Origin of the sequence: Hymenobacter artigasi, assembly GCF_012275535.1 — a bacterium.
GTDB lineage: Bacteria > Bacteroidota > Bacteroidia > Cytophagales > Hymenobacteraceae > Hymenobacter > Hymenobacter artigasi.
Window position 1 is genome coordinate 274,883 of the sequence record NZ_JAAVTK010000006.1, and the last position, 16,256, is coordinate 291,138.

16 protein-coding genes are annotated in these 16,256 nt (G+C 64.4%); 3 read left to right on the forward strand and 13 right to left on the reverse strand.

The annotated features are described in order from the left end of the window. Window positions 1-102: 102 nt before the first annotated feature. From HBN54_RS12220 to HBN54_RS23995, 5 genes are all read right to left on the reverse strand, one after another. Window positions 103-1,221, reverse strand: coding sequence for a glycosyltransferase (locus HBN54_RS12220; protein ID WP_168673490.1), 1,119 nt, complete (start codon window positions 1,219-1,221; stop codon window positions 103-105). Next, window positions 1,218-1,922: a polysaccharide deacetylase family protein gene (locus HBN54_RS12225; protein WP_168673491.1), complete on the reverse strand. Its 705-nt coding sequence runs from the start codon at window positions 1,920-1,922 to the stop codon at window positions 1,218-1,220. The genes HBN54_RS12220 and HBN54_RS12225 overlap by 4 nt, the downstream gene beginning before the upstream one ends. Then, the gene (locus HBN54_RS12230; RefSeq protein WP_168673492.1) at window positions 1,922-2,467 is read right to left on the reverse strand and encodes a hypothetical protein; all 546 of its coding nucleotides are present in this window, start codon (window positions 2,465-2,467) and stop codon (window positions 1,922-1,924) included. The genes HBN54_RS12225 and HBN54_RS12230 overlap by 1 nt, the downstream gene beginning before the upstream one ends. A 61-nt stretch (window positions 2,468-2,528) precedes the next feature. Further along, entirely contained in the window at window positions 2,529-3,674 is a 1,146-nt protein-coding gene (locus tag HBN54_RS12235) for a glycosyltransferase family 4 protein (protein ID WP_168673493.1), read from the reverse strand. Window positions 3,675-3,814: 140 nt separating this feature from the next. Then, window positions 3,815-5,245 carry an oligosaccharide flippase family protein gene (locus tag HBN54_RS23995; protein WP_317170214.1) on the reverse strand — a complete coding sequence of 477 codons (1,431 nt, stop codon included), beginning with the start codon at window positions 5,243-5,245 and terminating at the stop codon, window positions 3,815-3,817. 189 nt (window positions 5,246-5,434) lie between these two features. On the opposite strand from HBN54_RS23995, the gene HBN54_RS12245 reads away from it, so the two are divergent. Together HBN54_RS12245 and HBN54_RS24000 are read left to right on the forward strand one after the other, a co-directional pair. Then, window positions 5,435-6,517: a GumC domain-containing protein gene (locus tag HBN54_RS12245; RefSeq protein WP_168673495.1), complete on the forward strand. Its 1,083-nt coding sequence runs from the start codon at window positions 5,435-5,437 to the stop codon at window positions 6,515-6,517. After that, window positions 6,514-8,001 carry an O-antigen ligase family protein gene (locus HBN54_RS24000; RefSeq protein WP_168673496.1) on the forward strand — a complete coding sequence of 496 codons (1,488 nt, stop codon included), beginning with the start codon at window positions 6,514-6,516 and terminating at the stop codon, window positions 7,999-8,001. The genes HBN54_RS12245 and HBN54_RS24000 overlap by 4 nt, the downstream gene beginning before the upstream one ends. A gap of 2 nt (window positions 8,002-8,003) precedes the next feature. Here the strand turns inward: HBN54_RS24000 and HBN54_RS12255 are convergent, their stop codons facing one another. The 8 genes from HBN54_RS12255 to HBN54_RS12290 all read right to left on the reverse strand — a co-directional run bounded on the left by HBN54_RS12255 (window position 8,004) and on the right by HBN54_RS12290 (window position 15,151). Further along, window positions 8,004-8,564, reverse strand: a complete 561-nt coding sequence (locus tag HBN54_RS12255; RefSeq protein ID WP_168673497.1) for a DinB family protein — start codon at window positions 8,562-8,564, stop codon at window positions 8,004-8,006. Window positions 8,565-8,570: 6 nt separating this feature from the next. Further along, a complete protein-coding gene (locus HBN54_RS12260) occupies window positions 8,571-9,875 on the reverse strand; it encodes a PP2C family protein-serine/threonine phosphatase (RefSeq protein WP_168673498.1) in 1,305 nt (434 codons plus the stop codon). Window positions 9,876-9,923: 48 nt separating this feature from the next. Next, window positions 9,924-11,111, reverse strand: a complete 1,188-nt coding sequence (locus HBN54_RS12265; RefSeq protein WP_168673499.1) for an ABC transporter permease — start codon at window positions 11,109-11,111, stop codon at window positions 9,924-9,926. 8 nt (window positions 11,112-11,119) lie between these two features. Beyond that, the gene (locus HBN54_RS12270) at window positions 11,120-11,377 is read right to left on the reverse strand and encodes a hypothetical protein (RefSeq protein ID WP_168673500.1); all 258 of its coding nucleotides are present in this window, start codon (window positions 11,375-11,377) and stop codon (window positions 11,120-11,122) included. Between the two features lie 77 nt (window positions 11,378-11,454). Further along, complete coding sequence (locus HBN54_RS12275) at window positions 11,455-12,159, reverse strand: hypothetical protein (RefSeq protein WP_168673501.1); 705 nt, start codon at window positions 12,157-12,159, stop codon at window positions 11,455-11,457. A 178-nt stretch (window positions 12,160-12,337) separates the two neighbouring features. Beyond that, window positions 12,338-12,694, reverse strand: coding sequence for a c-type cytochrome (locus HBN54_RS12280; protein WP_317170212.1), 357 nt, complete (start codon window positions 12,692-12,694; stop codon window positions 12,338-12,340). Window positions 12,695-12,962: 268 nt separating this feature from the next. After that, a complete protein-coding gene (locus HBN54_RS12285; RefSeq protein ID WP_168673502.1) occupies window positions 12,963-14,009 on the reverse strand; it encodes a glycosyltransferase in 1,047 nt (348 codons plus the stop codon). A gap of 218 nt (window positions 14,010-14,227) precedes the next feature. Continuing rightward, the gene (locus HBN54_RS12290) at window positions 14,228-15,151 is read right to left on the reverse strand and encodes a lysylphosphatidylglycerol synthase domain-containing protein (RefSeq protein WP_168673503.1); all 924 of its coding nucleotides are present in this window, start codon (window positions 15,149-15,151) and stop codon (window positions 14,228-14,230) included. 180 nt (window positions 15,152-15,331) lie between these two features. Here HBN54_RS12290 and ruvC point away from each other — a divergent pair, with 180 nt between their 5' ends. Continuing rightward, complete coding sequence (gene ruvC, locus HBN54_RS12295) at window positions 15,332-15,976, forward strand: crossover junction endodeoxyribonuclease RuvC (RefSeq protein ID WP_168673504.1); 645 nt, start codon at window positions 15,332-15,334, stop codon at window positions 15,974-15,976. Window positions 15,977-16,256 lie beyond the last annotated feature (280 nt).

Consider the following 16,256-nt stretch of genomic DNA (forward strand, 5'->3'; position numbering starts at 1 on the left):
GACAGAAGGGTAGAAAATCTGTCACCGCTACGCGGCTTCGGACCCATACCGGCCGGCTTGCTACAAACCTGCCGCCGCGCCGCGGCTACCCCGCCACAGGGGTTACTCATAGCTCCTCCCCTTCCACACCACCTTGCCGCCGCTCAGCTGAAATACCAGAATAGCCGCCGTCAGCCCCAGCGTGTACAGCTCGAACAGCGGCAGCAGCCACCAGCGCAGCCGCAGGCCGGCCCGGCGGTGCGCCGCCGCTGCCAGCGCCCCCTGCACCAGCACTTTAGCCCCCCACAACCCAAGCGCCACCGCCGGCCCGGCCTGCACCGCCACGCCCACCAGCGCCGGCCAGAAGCCGCTGAAAAACAGCAGCTCCAGCCGCAGGCGCAGCGGTAGCCCGGCCACCCCGCGCAGCCAGCGCTTGCGCTGCCGCAGCAGCGCCGCCCAGGTAGGCATAGGCAGCGAATCGGCCCGGATATCGGCCTGAAACACCTGCCGGAAGCCAAAACCGGCCGCCAGCACGGCCTGAAACAGGGCAAAATCTTCGGTTACGGAAAAGGGCAGCGCTTCGTATCCTCCCGTGGCTTCGTAGGCGGCGCGGGTCACGAGCATGTTGTTGCCCATGGCCGTGACGGGGCGGCCCAGGTCGCTCACCACCTGCACCATGCTCAGCGAGAGCAGCCAGTCGATGCCCTGTAGCTGGTCGAATAAGCGGGCCCCGCGCACGGCCGTGATGCCCGTGACCGTGCCCACGCCCGGCGCGGCGTGGGACAGCAGACCCGCAATCCAGGTTTTGGGCAGGCTGATATCGGCATCGGTGATGAAGAAGTAGTCGGTGGTAGCCAGCCGGGTCAGGTGAGCCAGCACGTTGGCTTTGCCCCGCGCCTGGCCCAGGTTTTCGGTGATGGGTATTACTCGAAACTGGCCCGCGAAACCCTGCATGGCAACGGCGGCCACGGCGGCGGTATGGTCGGTGCTGCCATCATCGCCGACGAGGATTTCGAGCAACTCGGCCGGGTAGTGCAGGACCCGCAGGCTGGCCAGGCAGCGCGGCAGGGCCGCTTCTTCGTCGCGGGCAGCAATGAGGATGCTCACGCGGGGCAGCGGCGCGGGCAGGGTTTCGGCCGCCTGTGCCCCGCGCCGACTGGCGAAGTGCCACGCCGTGAACGCCATGCCCAGAAGCCACAGCCCCAGGTAAAGCAGCAGAAAATCCAGCAGCAGCCCGCTCACAGCGTGGCGAATTGAAAGCCCTGCCCGGCCAGGTGGGCCAGCACACGGGGCAGCACGAAGCGCAGCCGGGCGCTGGCCTTCCGGCTGTCGTGAAACACCACCACATCGCCGGCCCGAATAGCCTCCAGAGCAAACCGCAGGCAGCTTTCGGGGCTCAGGCCGGGGTCGTAGTCCCGCGTGAGCACCGACCACATGACAACCCTGAAATCACGACGCAGCGCGGGCAGCAGCGGCCAGGTAAGGCGGCCGTAGGGCGGGCGGAACAGCGGAAGCGGGGAGCGGGAAGCGGAAAGCGGTTTCTCCGGGACGCTTTGCACCAGCGTGTCAATTTGGGCTTGACAAACAGCTACATCGGTCAGATAAGCCGGGCGGGCGGTAGCCCAGGCGCTGCGGTGCTGGTGGGTATGGTTGCCGAGACGGTGGCCGGCAGCCAGAGCGGCGCAGGCAATTTCGGGGTAGCGCAGCAGGTTTTCGCCCACGCAGAAAAACGTGGCTTTGGCATGGAATAACGCCAGCTGCTCCAGCACCCAGGGCGTTTCTTCGGGAATAGGGCCGTCGTCGAAGGTCAGGTACACGACCGGCGCGCCGGCGGGCGTGGTAGCCGGGCCGGTCCACTCGCAGCCGGGCAGCAGGGCGTGCAGCAGCCGGGGCGGGCGCGTGAGCACAGCCGCTTCGAGCCGGGCAGACGACAAACCAGCCATCAGGAACGGACGATGCGCATGAAGGGCACGCGGGTATCGGGCAGCGGGCCGAGCACGGTGGCCAGCACTTCGAGAAAGGCTTCGGCGGTGTTGGAGCGGCCGCCGGCGGGGCCCCGGCCCAGCTGCCGGTGCACATCGCCGGCCCACTCGCTCACGGTGGTGGGTGTGCCGGCGGGGCCGCTCAGGCCCAGCGTGGCTTCGAGGGTGAAGTAGCGGGGGCGCGTTTCCTCGGCTTCGGTTTCGGCGGGCTCGTCGTCCTCCTCATACACGAGGGCCGAGAAATGCGCCTCCATGGTGGCCTGGGGCGCGGGCAGATGGAACAGGGCCGTGACGCGGCCAGCCACTTCGTGCCAGCTCAGGCGCAGGCCTTTGGGCGGCACGCGGTCAACGGGAGCCACGTTTTCGGCCGCTTTATCCCACACGTAATGCAGCAGCTCCTTGGCCAGATACGGGTCGCTCAGCTCGCGGCGCACCGATAAGGGCCGGCGCCACGCCAGCTGCGGCAGGAGAACGTGGACAAAATTGTAGGGGTGCAAACGGGCCATAACTACCGGCAAAAGTACGGCCGGCCGGCGCTACATAAAGCACGGCGCGCCGCTGCCGGCCTTACTGCCGGCTGATGGCCTTACCTATCGCCTGCCACAGCACTTCGGCGCTTTGCGCCCACGAAAACCGGCTCAGATTCTCGCGGCCCCGGGCTACCAGCTGCCGGCGTAGGTCCGCGTCGTTCCACAGCCGGGCCAGCCCGGCGGCAATGCTGTCTACATCGCGCGGGTCCACCAGCAAGGCCCCGCCCGCCCCCGCCACCTCCGGCATCGAACTGACGCCCGACGTGAGCACCGGGCAGCCACTGGCCTGCGCCTCCACAATCGGAATACCAAAACCCTCAAAATAAGGCACGTACACCGTAGCCCGGGCCGCCGCGTAGAGGCCGGCCAGCTCGGCATCGGCCACGCGGCCGGTGAAATGCACCGCCGACTGGTGGCGCATCTGCTCATAAGCGGCCAGGATGGGGCCGGCTTTCCAGGCCTTACGGCCCACGATGAGCAGCTGGGCATCGACCACGGCCGCGCCGCCGGTGGCTTTAAGCTGGTCGAAGGCTCGCAGCAGATTGCCCAGATTTTTGCGCGGCTGCAAGGCTCCGACAAACAGAAAATACGGCTGCCCGTGGCTGAATTTTCGGCGAACTTCCCGCTGGCCGGGCTCCGCCTGGGGCTGAAATAAATCGGCAGGCGCGTTGTAGGCCACGCTGATTTTTTCGGGCGCGGTACCGTAGGTCTGCACGATATCGGCCTTGGTGGCTTCCGATACGGCTACGATTTGCGCCGAGGCGCGGGCGAAGCGCGGCGAGAAAAAGTGATAATACTTGCGTTGCAACAAGCCCACATCGAGCGGAAAATGCTCAAACGCCAGGTCGTGGATAACCGTGACGCGGGGCACGCTTGTGTTAAGGGTCGTGAAGCCATCGGGGCTTAGGAAGGCGGCCGGCCGGTGCCGGGCCAGCCACGCCGCCACCGCGCCCTCAAACCACGCTACGTACAGCAACGGATGCCGGGCCGGCGGCTGTAACACGTGCGGTACTACGTTGGGCCCAAACAGGTAGCGGGCATCGTAAGCACGGTCGAACAGGAAGTGAAACGTGACCTCCGGATGCTGCGCCACGAGGCGCAGAAGCGTCTCGTAGGTGAAGCGGCCAATGCCTTCGAGGTGGTCGCCGGGCAGCAGAAAACGGGTGTTTACGGCGATGTGCATTAGGTGATTACGCATTCAAACATACCCGTCATGCTGAGCAGAGTCGAAGCATCTCTACCTCAATAGTAAATCCTACTTACTGGATTAGTTGCGCGGTAGAGATGCTTCGGCTCCGCTCAGCATGACGTTCTTTTTGTTTTTTACTTCCCTCTGCCGGGGATGAGTTGACTGATTTCGTTGCGGCGCACCAGCCCCGTGCCCAGCACAATCAGCCCGAATACTACGGCCATGATGCCTGATTCCAGCCACCAGCTCAGGAACAAACCGTATTGCAGGCCGGCCCAGGCCCCGCATAGCAGTCCGAAGCAGAGCAGCAGCCGGGCCAGCAGGCGGCCGGGCACGCCCACGCCGGTGCGCCGCGCCACCAGCACCAGGTAGCCCACCGACACGGCCGCCGCGCAAACCAGGGTATCGACGGAAGCCGCGATGGCTCCGAACTTGGGCAGGAACACCAGGTTCAGGCCAATGTTGAGGGCGATGCTGAGGGCCACCAGCCAGCTCACGGCGCGCTCGTGGGTAGTGCTGGTGAGCAGCGTGCTATAAATGGCGAAGAAGCCGTGCACCAGCACGTTCACAAATAATATCTTCAGGCAGAGCGTCATACGGGCTATTTCGGCCGGGCTGCTGTGCTTGAACTGCCAGAACACCACCTCGCCCCGAAAAAAGATAAAAGCCACCACGAACAGCAGCGGCAGCGTAACGATGCGCTGCCCGAAGCGCAGCAGCTCGCGCTGGGCCCCGGCATCCTTCGGCACACTGGCAAACTTGGCAAAAAAGAGCGGCAGCACCGTCCAGGCGTACATCATCACGGCATCGACCCAGCGGTAAGCGCCGGCGTAGTAGCCCGCCTCGGTGGGCGAGGCCAGGCGTTCGAGCATCACCATGTCGATGCGCTCGTTCACGCCGTAGAGCAGCGTCATGAGGGCGAAGGGCAGGCTGGCGCGCAGGGCGGTGCGGGCCACGGGGCCTTTCCAGCGGTACTTCACGCGGCCAAAAAACCGCGTCATCAGTCCATACAGCAGCATCGTGGTGAAGGCCGCCGCGCCCAGCCGCGCGCCCACGTAGCGCGGCAGCGTGAGGCCCACCGGAATGAGCACCAGCACGGCCCCGAGCAGCAGAAATTTTTCGACCACCGAGAGCACGGCGTCGGTGTTGAATTTTTGATGGGCCTGAAGGGTACCGCGCAGAAACTGCCCGTACTGGGCCAGCAGCAGCGCCGCGCCCACCGCCGCCAGCAGGCCCAGCTCGGGGCCGCGGTAGCCCAGCGCCCAGCCCACCACCAGCATGGCGGCCAGGGCCACGAAGTTGAGCGCCCCGCGCAGGGGCAGCAGCGTGGGGAAGGTTTCGGCCATAAAGCCCGGCTCGGCCGCTACGCGCTGCACGGAGTAGGGCGTGAGGCCCAAATCGGAGAGGGCGGCCACCACCAACGTGAGCGCCGAGAGCGCCGTGATGAGGCCAAACGTGGCGTGCCCGAGCCGGTCCTGCACCAGGTTTTCGACCACCACCCAGCCGGGTTTCACCAGCAGGTTGAGCAGGACGACGAAGCTGATATTGCCAAAAAACCGTTTGATGCGGAAGGGAGGGCTAGGTTTTGAAAATGTGCCCCGGGGCGCGGCGCACGGCCCGCAAAGCTACGCACCGCGCCGGGGCAGCCGCACTATTAGGTCCGAAGGGCTATTTTCCGGCTATCTTTGCCCGCCGCTTTCCCGCTTTATGCCCAACTAATTTTTGCAGGCGGAGCCGGCGGTTTTCCTTTCTGTATGTCTGCACCCTCTTTCTCGCTGGTGGGCCTGGGGCCCATTATCAACCGCTGGAAATATTTTGTGGCCGGTGCCGTGGCGCTGGCCGCCGTTGTGAGTGTGGTGGTGGCCTTGCTACTGCCCAACCAGTACCGCTCCACCGCCGTTTTCATCCCCACCAACCCGCAAACGGCCGACCCCGACCGCCTGCTGGACCAGGACAAGGAGATGGGCACCAGGCTGGAGCTGGGTGGCCGGGCCGAAGACCTGGACCGCGTCATCACCATCGGTGAGTCGCAGCCGGTGGCCGACGTGGTAATCAAGAAGTTCGACCTCTACAAGCACTACCATGCCGGCGCGCCGGGCACCGATGCCGCCGATAACTACGTACTGAGCGAGTTCAGCAGCAACCTGAGCATTGTGCACAACGAGCGCGACGCCATCGAGCTCACCTTTATAGACAAAGACAAGCAGCTGGCCGCGGCCGTGGCCAACGCCATGGTGCGGGCCATCGACTCGGTGAACCAGCAGCTGACGCTGGAAAACCGCCGCACCGTGCTCGCGCTCTACCGCCAGCGCTACGAATACCTGAGCACCAGCTTCGAGCGCAGCCGCCGCGAGCTGGTGGGCGCCCGCCGCCGCTATGGCATTTTTGGCCTCGAAATGCAGGGCCGCTACCTGGCCAAGCAGCTCATCGAAACCGAGGCCGCCCTGCGCAAGGCCGAAGCCAGCGGCGGCGACGTGGCCGGCCTCAAGCGCAGCCTGCGGGGCCTGACCCGCGCCGATGCCGGCAACCTCATCAACCTGGAAAGCTACGTGGCGGGCACCGATTCGCTGGCCATGTTCACGACCCGCGTAACCGATTTGCAGACCCGCCTCATCGCGGCGCGCAGCGCCTACGAAACGGCGGAGCTTAGCATCAAGGGCCGGCTTTCGAGCGTGTACCTGGTGCAGAAGGCCTACCCGGCCACCAAGAAATTTAAGCCCGTGCGCTCGCTCATCGTGCTGGGTTCCGTGCTGCTCACCTTCGCGCTCTCGGTGGTGTTCATTGCGCTGCTGGAGCTGTACCGCTACAACCGGCCCGGGGCCATGCGCCCGGCGTGAACCCGCCCGTGAACGAGCAGCCGGGCCAGCGCTGGCGGTCTTTCGATACGCCCCAGCTCCTCTTTATGGGGTTTGTGGGCCTGCTGCTGGCCGGCGGCGCGGCGGCGGCCCTGGCCCAGATGCCGGCCCTGTTCCTGCCGGCGCTGCTGGCCGTGGGCCTACTGGTGGCCCTAGTGGAATGGCGCTGGCTGTACTACCTGCTGTTTTTCGTGCTGCCTTTTTCGCAGGAAATCAGCCTGTTTGGCGGGCTGAGTATGGACGTGCCCTCCGAGCCGCTGATGCTGGTGCTCACGGCCTGCGTGCTGGGGGCCATGATGCTGGGCGTGGGCCACATTCCGCGCCGCGAGCTGATAAACCCGCTGCTGGTCATTCTGTCCCTGATGCTGCTGTGGACGGCCGTCGACCTCCTGTTTTCGGTTGATACGCTCAAGTCCTTTAAGTACCTGCTGGCCAAGGTGTGGTATATCGTGCCCTTCCTGCTGGGCACGCTGCTGATAGTGCGGCGGCCCAACGACACCTGGCGCTTCGCGGCCGTGTACGTGGCCGGAGCCGCCCTGAGCGTGCTGTACGTGGCCAGTCGCCACGCTACCAGGGGCTTCAGCTTCGCCGAAATTAACTGGGCGCTGCACCCGTTTTTTCGCAACCACGTTATTTACGCGGCCATGCTGGCGCTGCTGGTGCCGTTTGCCTGGTTTGCCATTCAGGCCACGAGCCGGGGCGGCGCGCGGCTGGCGTGGCGCGTGGGGCTGGGCATTGTGCTGTTTGGCCTGCTCACGTCCTACACCCGGGCGTCCATTCTGTCGCTGCCCATCGCGGCGCTGTTTTATCTGGTGATGCGCCTGCGCCTCACGCGGGTGGTGCTGCTGGCCGTGGCCGTGGCCGTAACGCTGGGCGTGACGTACGTGGCGACCGGCGACCGGTACATGGAATTTGCGCCCAACTACGAGCGCACGGTGTTCAACGGCCAGAACTTCGAAAAGCACCTCGAAGCCACCTACAAGCTGCAGGACGTGTCGGGCATGGAGCGGGTGTACCGCTGGGTGGCCGCCGCCCGCATGATTGGCGACAAGCCCATCACCGGCAGCGGCGCGGCCACCTTCTACCCCGAATACAAGCGCTACACGGTGAAGAGCTTCCGCACCTACGTAAGCGACAACCCCGAAAAATCGACCACGCACAACTACTTCCTGCTGCAGCTGGCCGAGCAGGGAATTCCGGGCTTTCTGCTGTTCATCACGCTGATTGCCACGTCGCTAGTATTCGCCGAAAACCTCTACCACCGCTCCCACGCGCAGCCCGAGGTGCGCCGCGTGGTGCTGGCCGCGTCGCTGTCGCTGGTGGTCATCATCTTCCATCTCACGCTCAATGAGCTGATTGAGGTGGACAAGATTGGACCGGTGTTTTTCCTCTGCCTGGCCCTGCTGGTGCGTGCGCAGTCGTGGCTGGATGAGGCCACCGACCCGGCCAACACGACACCAGCCTGACCTTACGAACGGTACTCGGCCACCACCTGTCCGATTTGGCCCAGGTGCCGCTCAACGTGCTTGGCCAGGAAGTAAACGAAGTCATACACGTCCATCTTGCCCAGGTCGTTTACCGACATGGTTGTGTGGTAGAGTACGCCTTCGCCATTGGGCAGGCGGCCCAGCACCGCTTGGCACTGCTGCAGCTGCTGCCGGAGCGTGGCAGCCACTTGCGGCCCCGATTTCAAGCCCTGCGGTGCCATGTGGTTGGGCCGCATCCATTTGAAGGCCCCCGGCTGGTTAATCTCATCAAGGCGAACGCGGACCGACTGCCGGTTGGCCAGCTCGGTGGCAAGGTCCAGCCCATGGGCATTTTTGAGCGCTTTAGCCGTCCCTTTCTCAATCAGAATGAGCAGAAAATGATTGGTGAGGGCAACGTGTTCGAGAATCTCGTCGATGGTCCAGCCGCCGTTGGCGGGGTGGTAGCTTCGCAAAGGGGCCGGGGCCGCAAACCAGCCGTCGAGCTGGTCGAAGGCGGTGGTCAGCTGCTGGCTGATTTCGGCAATTAAAACGGTGGGGGCCATCGCGGGCTACTTGAACCGGCAGCTAAGAATCGTCACGTCATCGGCGAAGTGCGAGCCGCGCGAGCTGTAGGCGTCGATGGTGCGCAGCATTTCCTGGTGCAGCCTGGGCAGCGGCAGGTAGCGGCTGCGGTGCAGCACGGCCAGCACGCCTTCCTCGCCAAACTCGTTGCCGTCGGCGTCGAACACTTCGGTGAGGCCGTCGGTATAAAGCAGCAGCAGCGATTGGTGCGGGATTTCGATTTCGCCCACCTGCAGCAACGGCAGTTCTTCCATAATGCCCAGCATCACGGTGCCGTCCTTGAGTGTGGTCACGGTGCCGTTGTCGGCCAGCAGCAGGGGGTCGTTGTGGCCGGCATTCACGAATTGCAGGCGGCGGGTGCGGCGGTTATAGATGCCCAGAAAGGCCGTGATAAATTTCTCGCCGCCCGAGTTTCGAAACAGCAAGTGGTTGAGTTCGGGCACGATGGTAGCCAGCGGCACGCCCTGGCGCAGCAGCGTGCGCAGCCCGGCCTGGAAGTTCGACATGAGCAGCGACGCGGGCACGCCCTTGCCGCTCACATCGGCCACGCACAGCAGCAGGCGGTCGGCGTCGATTTCGACTACGTCGTAGTAGTCGCCCCCGATTTCGGTGTGCGGCACGTAGCTGCGCTCAATGGCCAGGTCGGCATCGTTGGGCAGCTGGCGCGGGAAGAGCATGGCCTGCACCTCCTGGGCAATCTCGATTTCCTTGCGCACGGCGGCATCGGCCACGCGCTGGGCCTGCAGGCGGCGGTTTTCCACGGCCCCCATCAGCGTGTTGGCCAGCGAGGTGAGGAAGGGAATGAGCTGCTGGCGGTCAAAGTCGGTGCGCAGGCCGCCCACGAACACGTAGGCCATTACCCGGCGCTGCCGCAGAATGGGCAGCACCAGCTCGTATTTGCTCCAGTCTGGCCCCAGCAACAGGTCTTCCACGGCTTGCGGCTCCTGCACTTCGCCACCGAGCAAGGCGGGCGAGAGCGTCAGCTTTTCGGCCGTGGTCAGGTCGCAGCCCAAAGCAAGGCGGGCGCGAAAATGGTCGTCCTCGCGGGCAAATAGAACCAGCTGCACCACGTTGCGCTGGCCCTGCAGGGTGAGGCGCAGCATGTGGTACAGCTCATCCACGGAGTGGTCGCGGGCCGTCATGTCGTAGGCCACGCCCAGCACCGTATCCAGCTCGAACTGTTTGAGTTGCAACTGGCGACGCAGCTGCTTGAGCTGCTCATCGCGCGTGGCGAGCTGGGCGGCGGAGTCAGCCGGTGGTTCGGTGGGAGAATTGGGAGCGACAGCAGGCATGCGGCAAGGTAAGCAATGCGCCGGAAATCCGAGCGCGGGGCCACAAACTTACACCGCTACGGGCGTTTTAGGGTCGTAGGCATCGCGCAGGCCGTTGCCGAGCAGGTTGAAGCTGAGCACGAGCAGCGAAATGGCCGCGCCGGGCAGCAGCGTGAGCCACACGCCGGCCTCGGTACCCAGCAAATCGTAGCCTTCCTTCACCATCAGGCCCCAGCTGGGCGCGGGCGGCTGCACCCCCAGGCCCAGGAAGCTCAGGCCCGCTTCGAGCAAAATAGCCGAAGCGAAATTACTGGTGGCCAGCACGATGAGCGGGCCGCGCATGTTGGGCAGCAGGTGCCGCGCAATGAGGCGCGACGTGGGCAGCCCCAGTACCCGGCCGGCCTCCACGAAGGTGGCCGAGCGCAGGCTCAGCATCTGGCCGCGCACCACGCGGGCCACATCCACCCACATGGTGAGGCCCACCGCCACAAAGCTGACCCACACGCCTTTGCTATCGAGCGCCAGCGAAATAGCAATGACCAGCATGATGCCCGGAATGCTCCACACCACGGTCATCACCCCCAGCAAAACGGAATCGACCCAGCCGCCGAAGTAGCCGGCCACCGCGCCCACGGCCATGCCCAGCACCACCGAAATAAGCACCGCTACCAGCCCGATACCCAGCGAGATGCGCGTGCCCAGCAGCAGCCGGCTCAGCTCGTCGCGCCCGGCTTTGTCGGTACCCAGGGCGTAGGTACGCGTAGTAAGGTGTCTGGCTTTGACTTCGCGCTGCAATTCGGCCGCAGAGCCGGCGTGGCCCACCACGGCCGCCAGCGCCAGCCGCCGCTGCCGGCCCGCCTCGGCCGAGTGTTCGCCCAGCGGTTTCAGCACGATGGAATCGCCGGCAAACCGGTAGCCGCCGATGGGCGTTTCCTGCACTTCGGGCTCGCGGCCGCGCAGCCAGGTACTGAAAATATTGGCCGGAGCCAGGCCGGTGCGGGACGAGTCGGGCAGGGGCTGGCGCAGCAGCAGCACCCGCAGCCCGGGCGGCTCCTTCTGAATCTGGACGAAGCCGTGGTTGGCGTTGGGCGAGTTATCGGGCAGCACCCAGTAGCCCAGCAGCGCTACCAGCGTGCACAGGGCAATAAAGGCCAGCCCGGCCACGGCGGGCCGATTTTGCCACAGGCGCTGGCGCACGTAGTAGCCGGGCGGCCGGGCGGCGGCGGCCGTAGTGGGGGGCGCTGCCGTAACTGCCATGGCCACCGCTAGCGGGTGTTGTGTTGCAGCAGGCCTTCCTTCGAGGCCAGGTAGGCCGCGTCGCGGGCAATGGCGCCGAAAGACGTGGTTTCGTAGGCCAGCTCGGTGTCGGGGTCGGGCCAGTAGCTGCGGATGAGGCCCTGCTCGAGCAAGGTGCGGAGCTGGTCTTCGAGCTCATTAGCGGGCAGGCCGGTTTTCTGCAGCAGCGTGCGGAACGGGGTGACGAAGTACAGCTCGTCGAGCAGGTCGAATTCGGGGTCAGTCACTGAGATTAGAGCGTGCGTGGGTCTTTGGGCAAATGTAAGCCCGGCAGGTGGCATTACTCCGAAGCCACTACCGACGGTCAGGGCGTTGGTTTCGCCAGCGAGTTGGCGTGGTTAACCAGAAAGGATAATTCCCGGTCGTTGGACAAGTTCAGCCCATTTTCCCGGACGTAAGCGCGCAGCTGCGGCTCCATGGCGGGGAAATGCTTGAACACGTCCTGAGGCTTCCGCAACGGAACCACCGCGCCGGCAACCGTCGCCAGATACAGCGTAATAATGGTAGCGCCGGGAAAGAAGGTTATCATGGGCGGAGTTTGGGTCGCGAGTCCATTTGAACCGGGGAAATTCCCCCGCAATGATTCCTGATATCCCACCGCCCGCTCGCGCCGCAACAGTACTACGCCTGGCCCACGACTGAGCTGTTCGTAAAATCCCCAAGCAACCGGCGAAGTCGATTTGGTAGCCGGCAGGGGAAACACCCGGAAGATGCGCTGCAAGGCAAGGTAAGTATCACCCGCCCGCTGCTGGTCGGGGGCATCTTTAGCGGCAAACCCGCGCACCAGCCGCGCCGGGAGCGTGTAGGTGCTGTCGTTGGCACTCTTGAGAGCAAGTACCTGCCTTTCAGGGTACAGCACCAGCGTCCCAGTCAGGATGGTACCCGTTGTGAGCACGACGGCGGCCTCAGTAAAGAATTTTACGTCTGTAGTGACCGCATCCTTGGTGACAGCATCCTGCGCGTGGCTGGCCCGGCAAATACCAACGGAAAGCGCTACGCCGATAAACACACTTATTCTCATAGGGAGCAATTTACGACAAGCTGCATCGCTGGTTTACAGCATCCAGCTTACTTTTAGAAGTGTCGCAACCGCGACCAGTTTTGGCTGCAAGCACAAGAAAGGGCTTGGTTGCAATTTTAACCAGCCAACCAGACCCGTACAACTCCGCTACTTCCAACGGTCAAGGCTAGTGGGCCGCCGCTATCGCCATCGAAGTCCCTTCCTGAGAATTGATGTAGGCCACAATCGAGGTTATTTCCTTGTCCGAAAGGGCGAAGGACGGTATTTGCTGCTTGTTGAACTTGTTGAAAACGGCCACGGCGTATTCGTCGCCGCTGGCTACTACTTTGCTGGAATTCTTTACCCAAGGCAAAATCCAGCTCATGGGACGGCGGTTGGTAAGGCCACCCAGGGCTGGCCCAACCACCTGCTCGTTCACGGCGTGGCACTGGGCGCAGTTGCCTTTGAACAGGGCATCGCCGGCCGCTACTTCGGCTGCTTCTGGGCCAGTTAGCGGCTTTGCATTTTCTGCTATGAGTTGCACTGGATTTACGTTATCTGACGGCCCTCCCACTCCACATTGAGCAACCTCCACATCATCAGCCGCGAAGCCCACCAACCCGGCGGCGCTCAACAGGGTGAAACCAATGAGCACGACTACTAACAGCATGCCGACTGACAGGGCGAAACCAACCGAATTGAACCGCATAATACGTTGGGCTTAGGTGGAATATATGTGCGGCAAATTTACCTTCCAAGCCCACTGGACTGTATTTTTTCGACACTAATTCCCATCTCCAGACGGCCCTGCCCTACCGCACTGCCCGGCCCTTCCACTCATAGCCGCCACGCCAGCCGGCCGCCCCTACCGCCAGCGCATACGGCGCGTAGAGCATTTGCAGCGGCAGCAGCCCCCACAGCCACTTGCGCCGCCCAAAAAACCCTAGCACCGGGCTCAGAAACCACGCATCGGCCCCCAGCTTAATTACCCAGGCCGCCGCCACCCAGAGCCAGAGGCCGGGCCATATTGCGGCGGCTACCACTCCGCCAGCCAGGGCCACATTGGCTCCCAGCACCAGCAGAGCCAGGTTGCGCGAAGCCGCGCTCTGGTAGTGCCGCCACTTACTGGCCCAGCGCACCCGCTGCCGCAGCAGCGCCCGCAGCGTATCGGGCGCGGCCGTGCGGACGGTAGCCGCCGCATCGGCCAGGAAATGGGCCGTGCCGGGAAAGGCGGCGTGGATTTTATGGAGCAGAAACTCGTCGTCGCCGCTGGCGAGGTGGACATTGTCGGCGAAGCCGCCCACGGCCTCGAAGGCGGCGCGGCGGTAGGCCAGGTTGGCCCCGTTGCACATAGTGGGAGCCTGGCGGGCCAGGCAGGCCGCGCCCACCCCCACCAGGCCGGCAAACTCCAGCCCCATGAGCGTCATGAAAAGCGAATCAGGCCCCGTGAGCAGCACCGGGCCGCTGATGAAATTGGCCTGGGGATGCCGGTGCAGCAGAGCTGCGTAGGCCGCCAGCCAGTCGGGGCCGAGGCGGCAGTCGGCATCGGTGCACACCAGCCAGGGGGCACGGGCGGCGTGCAAGGCCGTGAGCAGGGCCTCTTTTTTGCCGGTTTGGGCAGGGGGCAGCTCGATTAGGCGCAGGTGAAAACCAGTTTCCTGCGCGGCGGCCGTTACCAGCGCAGCGGTAGCATCGGTGGAATGGTCGTTGGCAATGAGGACTTCGAAGCGGCCGGCCGGCAGCGTTTGGGCGGCGAGGTCACGCAGCAGGTCGGGGAGGTTGGCAGCTTCGTTTCGGGCGGCGATGAGGACGGAAAATGTTAGTTTATCCTCATGGGTAACCTCACCCCTGCCGGGCACGGCCCCTAACCCCCTCTCCCGCGGAGAGGGGGAACTAGTTTCTAGCCTCAGTCCGACTTGTCGCCCCGAACTAGAACTATAACTAGTCCCCCCCTCTCCGCGGGAGAGGGGGGCTAGGGGGGTGAGGTGACCCGTGAGGACAAATCCGTCCCGAAGCCATACCATCAGCGCCGCGTACAACGCCGGCAGTACCAGCAAGCTAATTCCCACCGCTGCCATCATTTCCCGGCGCGCTTCTCGCGCAGCACGCGCAGCCCCGGCACCAGCAGCAGGCCGGCCGCGCTGGGCAGGGCAATATTGATGACCCACAAACTCAGACTCGCACTCAGCACCGGCAACGCCGGCTGCCCCAGCAGCCCAAATAAATGCGTGGCCGAGAGCTCCCGCACGCCCACATCGGCCAGGGCATTGAGCGAGGGCACCAGCGACTTCAAGAAAAACGTGCCCGCCACCGCGGCCAGCCCCGGCCCCAGCGGCCCGCCCACGCCGTAGGCCGTCAGCAGCAGCATAAACTGCGCGCAGAATACCGCGTAACGCAGCCCCGAAATGGCCAGTACCGCGTGCAGCGCCGTAGCCGGATAGGTTGGCATAATGGCCAGCGCCGGCCGAAACCGCCGCAGCGGCCGCCACACACCCAGCGCCGCCAGCAGCAGACGGGACCGGTACAGCGGCACCAGCACCAGCCCGCTCAGCAGCAGCGCCGAGGCTGCCACGCCCAGCCCGGCGGCCGGGTAGCCGTTCAGGTAAAACTTCAGCAGGAAATACAGCAGGCCGGCCACGCCCGCCAGCACGGTGGCCACCAGCTGGCAGTAGCGCCCCAGAAAAACGGCCCCCAGCGCGCTCACGCGGCGGCTTTTGAGCTCGATGATGCGGCCGGCGTAGTCGCCCACGCGGTTGGGGGTGGCAAAACCCAGCGTGAGGCCCACCAGCACCGCCCGGAAGCTGCGCCCGAACGTGACGGGCTCCAGGTGCCGGGCCAGGCGGTACCACTTCCAGGCCTCCAGGCCCCAGTTGGCGGGCACCAGGGCCAGGGCCAGCAGCACTGGCCCGCGCCCCGCCCCGCTGAGCGTGGTGCTGAGCAGGTGCCGCCAGGCCGCCGCTGTATCGGGCGCGGCAAAGATGGAGTGGTACAGCAGGCCCAACGTAAGCAGCGTGACGCCGATTTTTCCCCAGAATACGATGCGTTTCCACTGCCGGGCGCGGCGGTTTTCGGGTTCCGGCGGAGTCGGGTGCGGGCCGGAACGCGCCGCCGAAGCACCGGCCGCCGATGAAACATCAGTTTCTGACGCACTGGCCTGGCCGGGGTCGTAACTTTGGGCCAGATGCCCGCTCCCCTTCGCCCCCGCCCCGCTCCCGCCGTCGAGCTGCTGCCCAAAATCATCATGGGCGTCGACCCCGGCACCCAGATTATGGGCTACGCCCTGATTGAGGTGCGCGGCCAGCGCGTGGACGTGCTGTGCTACGACGTTATCAATATGAAGGCCCTGGGCTCGAATCACGCCGTAAAGCTAAAGCGGATTTTCGACCGCATGCTGGAACTCATCGACGAGTACCTGCCCGATGAGCTGGCCATCGAGGCCCCGTTTTTCGGTGTGAACGTGCAAAGCATGCTCAAGCTGGGTCGGGCGCAGGGCGTGGCCATCGCGGCCGCCCTCTCGCGCCAGATTCCCTACGTGGAGTACGCCCCCACCAAAGTGAAGCAGTCCGTGACGGGCTCGGGCAACTCCACCAAGGAGCAGGTGGCTCACATGCTGCGCCAGACCCTCAAGCTGCCGCCCATCGCCGAAGCCAGCACCTTTCTGGACGCGACCGATGCCCTGGCCGTGGCCCTGTGCCACCACTATCAGAAGGGCAACAACAACACCGTGAGCGGCGGCAAAAGCTGGGGCAAGTTCCTGGCCGATAACCCCGAGCGGCTGGGGGCCAGCACGGGTACGGGCAAGAAAAAAGCGCCGGCGAAGTCATAAAGAATCGTGGGCGTTTTTCAATGACAACATTTGACAGCTTGTCGGAGGTGGGGCTTTCAGAGCATCAACCTATAAGTTGCGCTAATCCAGCACTCCAGCCTCTTTCTGGGAAGCTGCTGTTATGCATTCGCTTTTTTTATTCTGTCTGCAATTTGTCGTCCGAGGTATTTCTTAAGCTTTGGGAATAGACTTGTTGCAGCGGCATCAGGACAGGATATTTACGCATGAAAATCTCCATTCAGGATTTAAAAACGCCCCGGCAATGGCGGTCGGCCCTGGG

Coding starts and splice junctions, on each gene's coding strand:
- HBN54_RS12225 (WP_168673491.1), bottom strand. CDS start 1,922: ATGGCTGGTTTGTCGTCTGCCCGGCTCGAAGCGGCTGTGCTCACGCGC.
- HBN54_RS12230 (WP_168673492.1), bottom strand. CDS start 2,467: ATGGCCCGTTTGCACCCCTACAATTTTGTCCACGTTCTCCTGCCGCAG.
- HBN54_RS12235 (WP_168673493.1), bottom strand. CDS start 3,674: ATGCACATCGCCGTAAACACCCGTTTTCTGCTGCCCGGCGACCACCTC.
- HBN54_RS12245 (WP_168673495.1), top strand. CDS start 5,435: ATGTCTGCACCCTCTTTCTCGCTGGTGGGCCTGGGGCCCATTATCAAC.
- HBN54_RS12255 (WP_168673497.1), bottom strand. CDS start 8,564: ATGGCCCCCACCGTTTTAATTGCCGAAATCAGCCAGCAGCTGACCACC.
- HBN54_RS12260 (WP_168673498.1), bottom strand. CDS start 9,875: ATGCCTGCTGTCGCTCCCAATTCTCCCACCGAACCACCGGCTGACTCC.
- HBN54_RS12265 (WP_168673499.1), bottom strand. CDS start 11,111: ATGGCAGTTACGGCAGCGCCCCCCACTACGGCCGCCGCCGCCCGGCCG.
- ruvC (WP_168673504.1), top strand. CDS start 15,332: ATGCCCGCTCCCCTTCGCCCCCGCCCCGCTCCCGCCGTCGAGCTGCTG.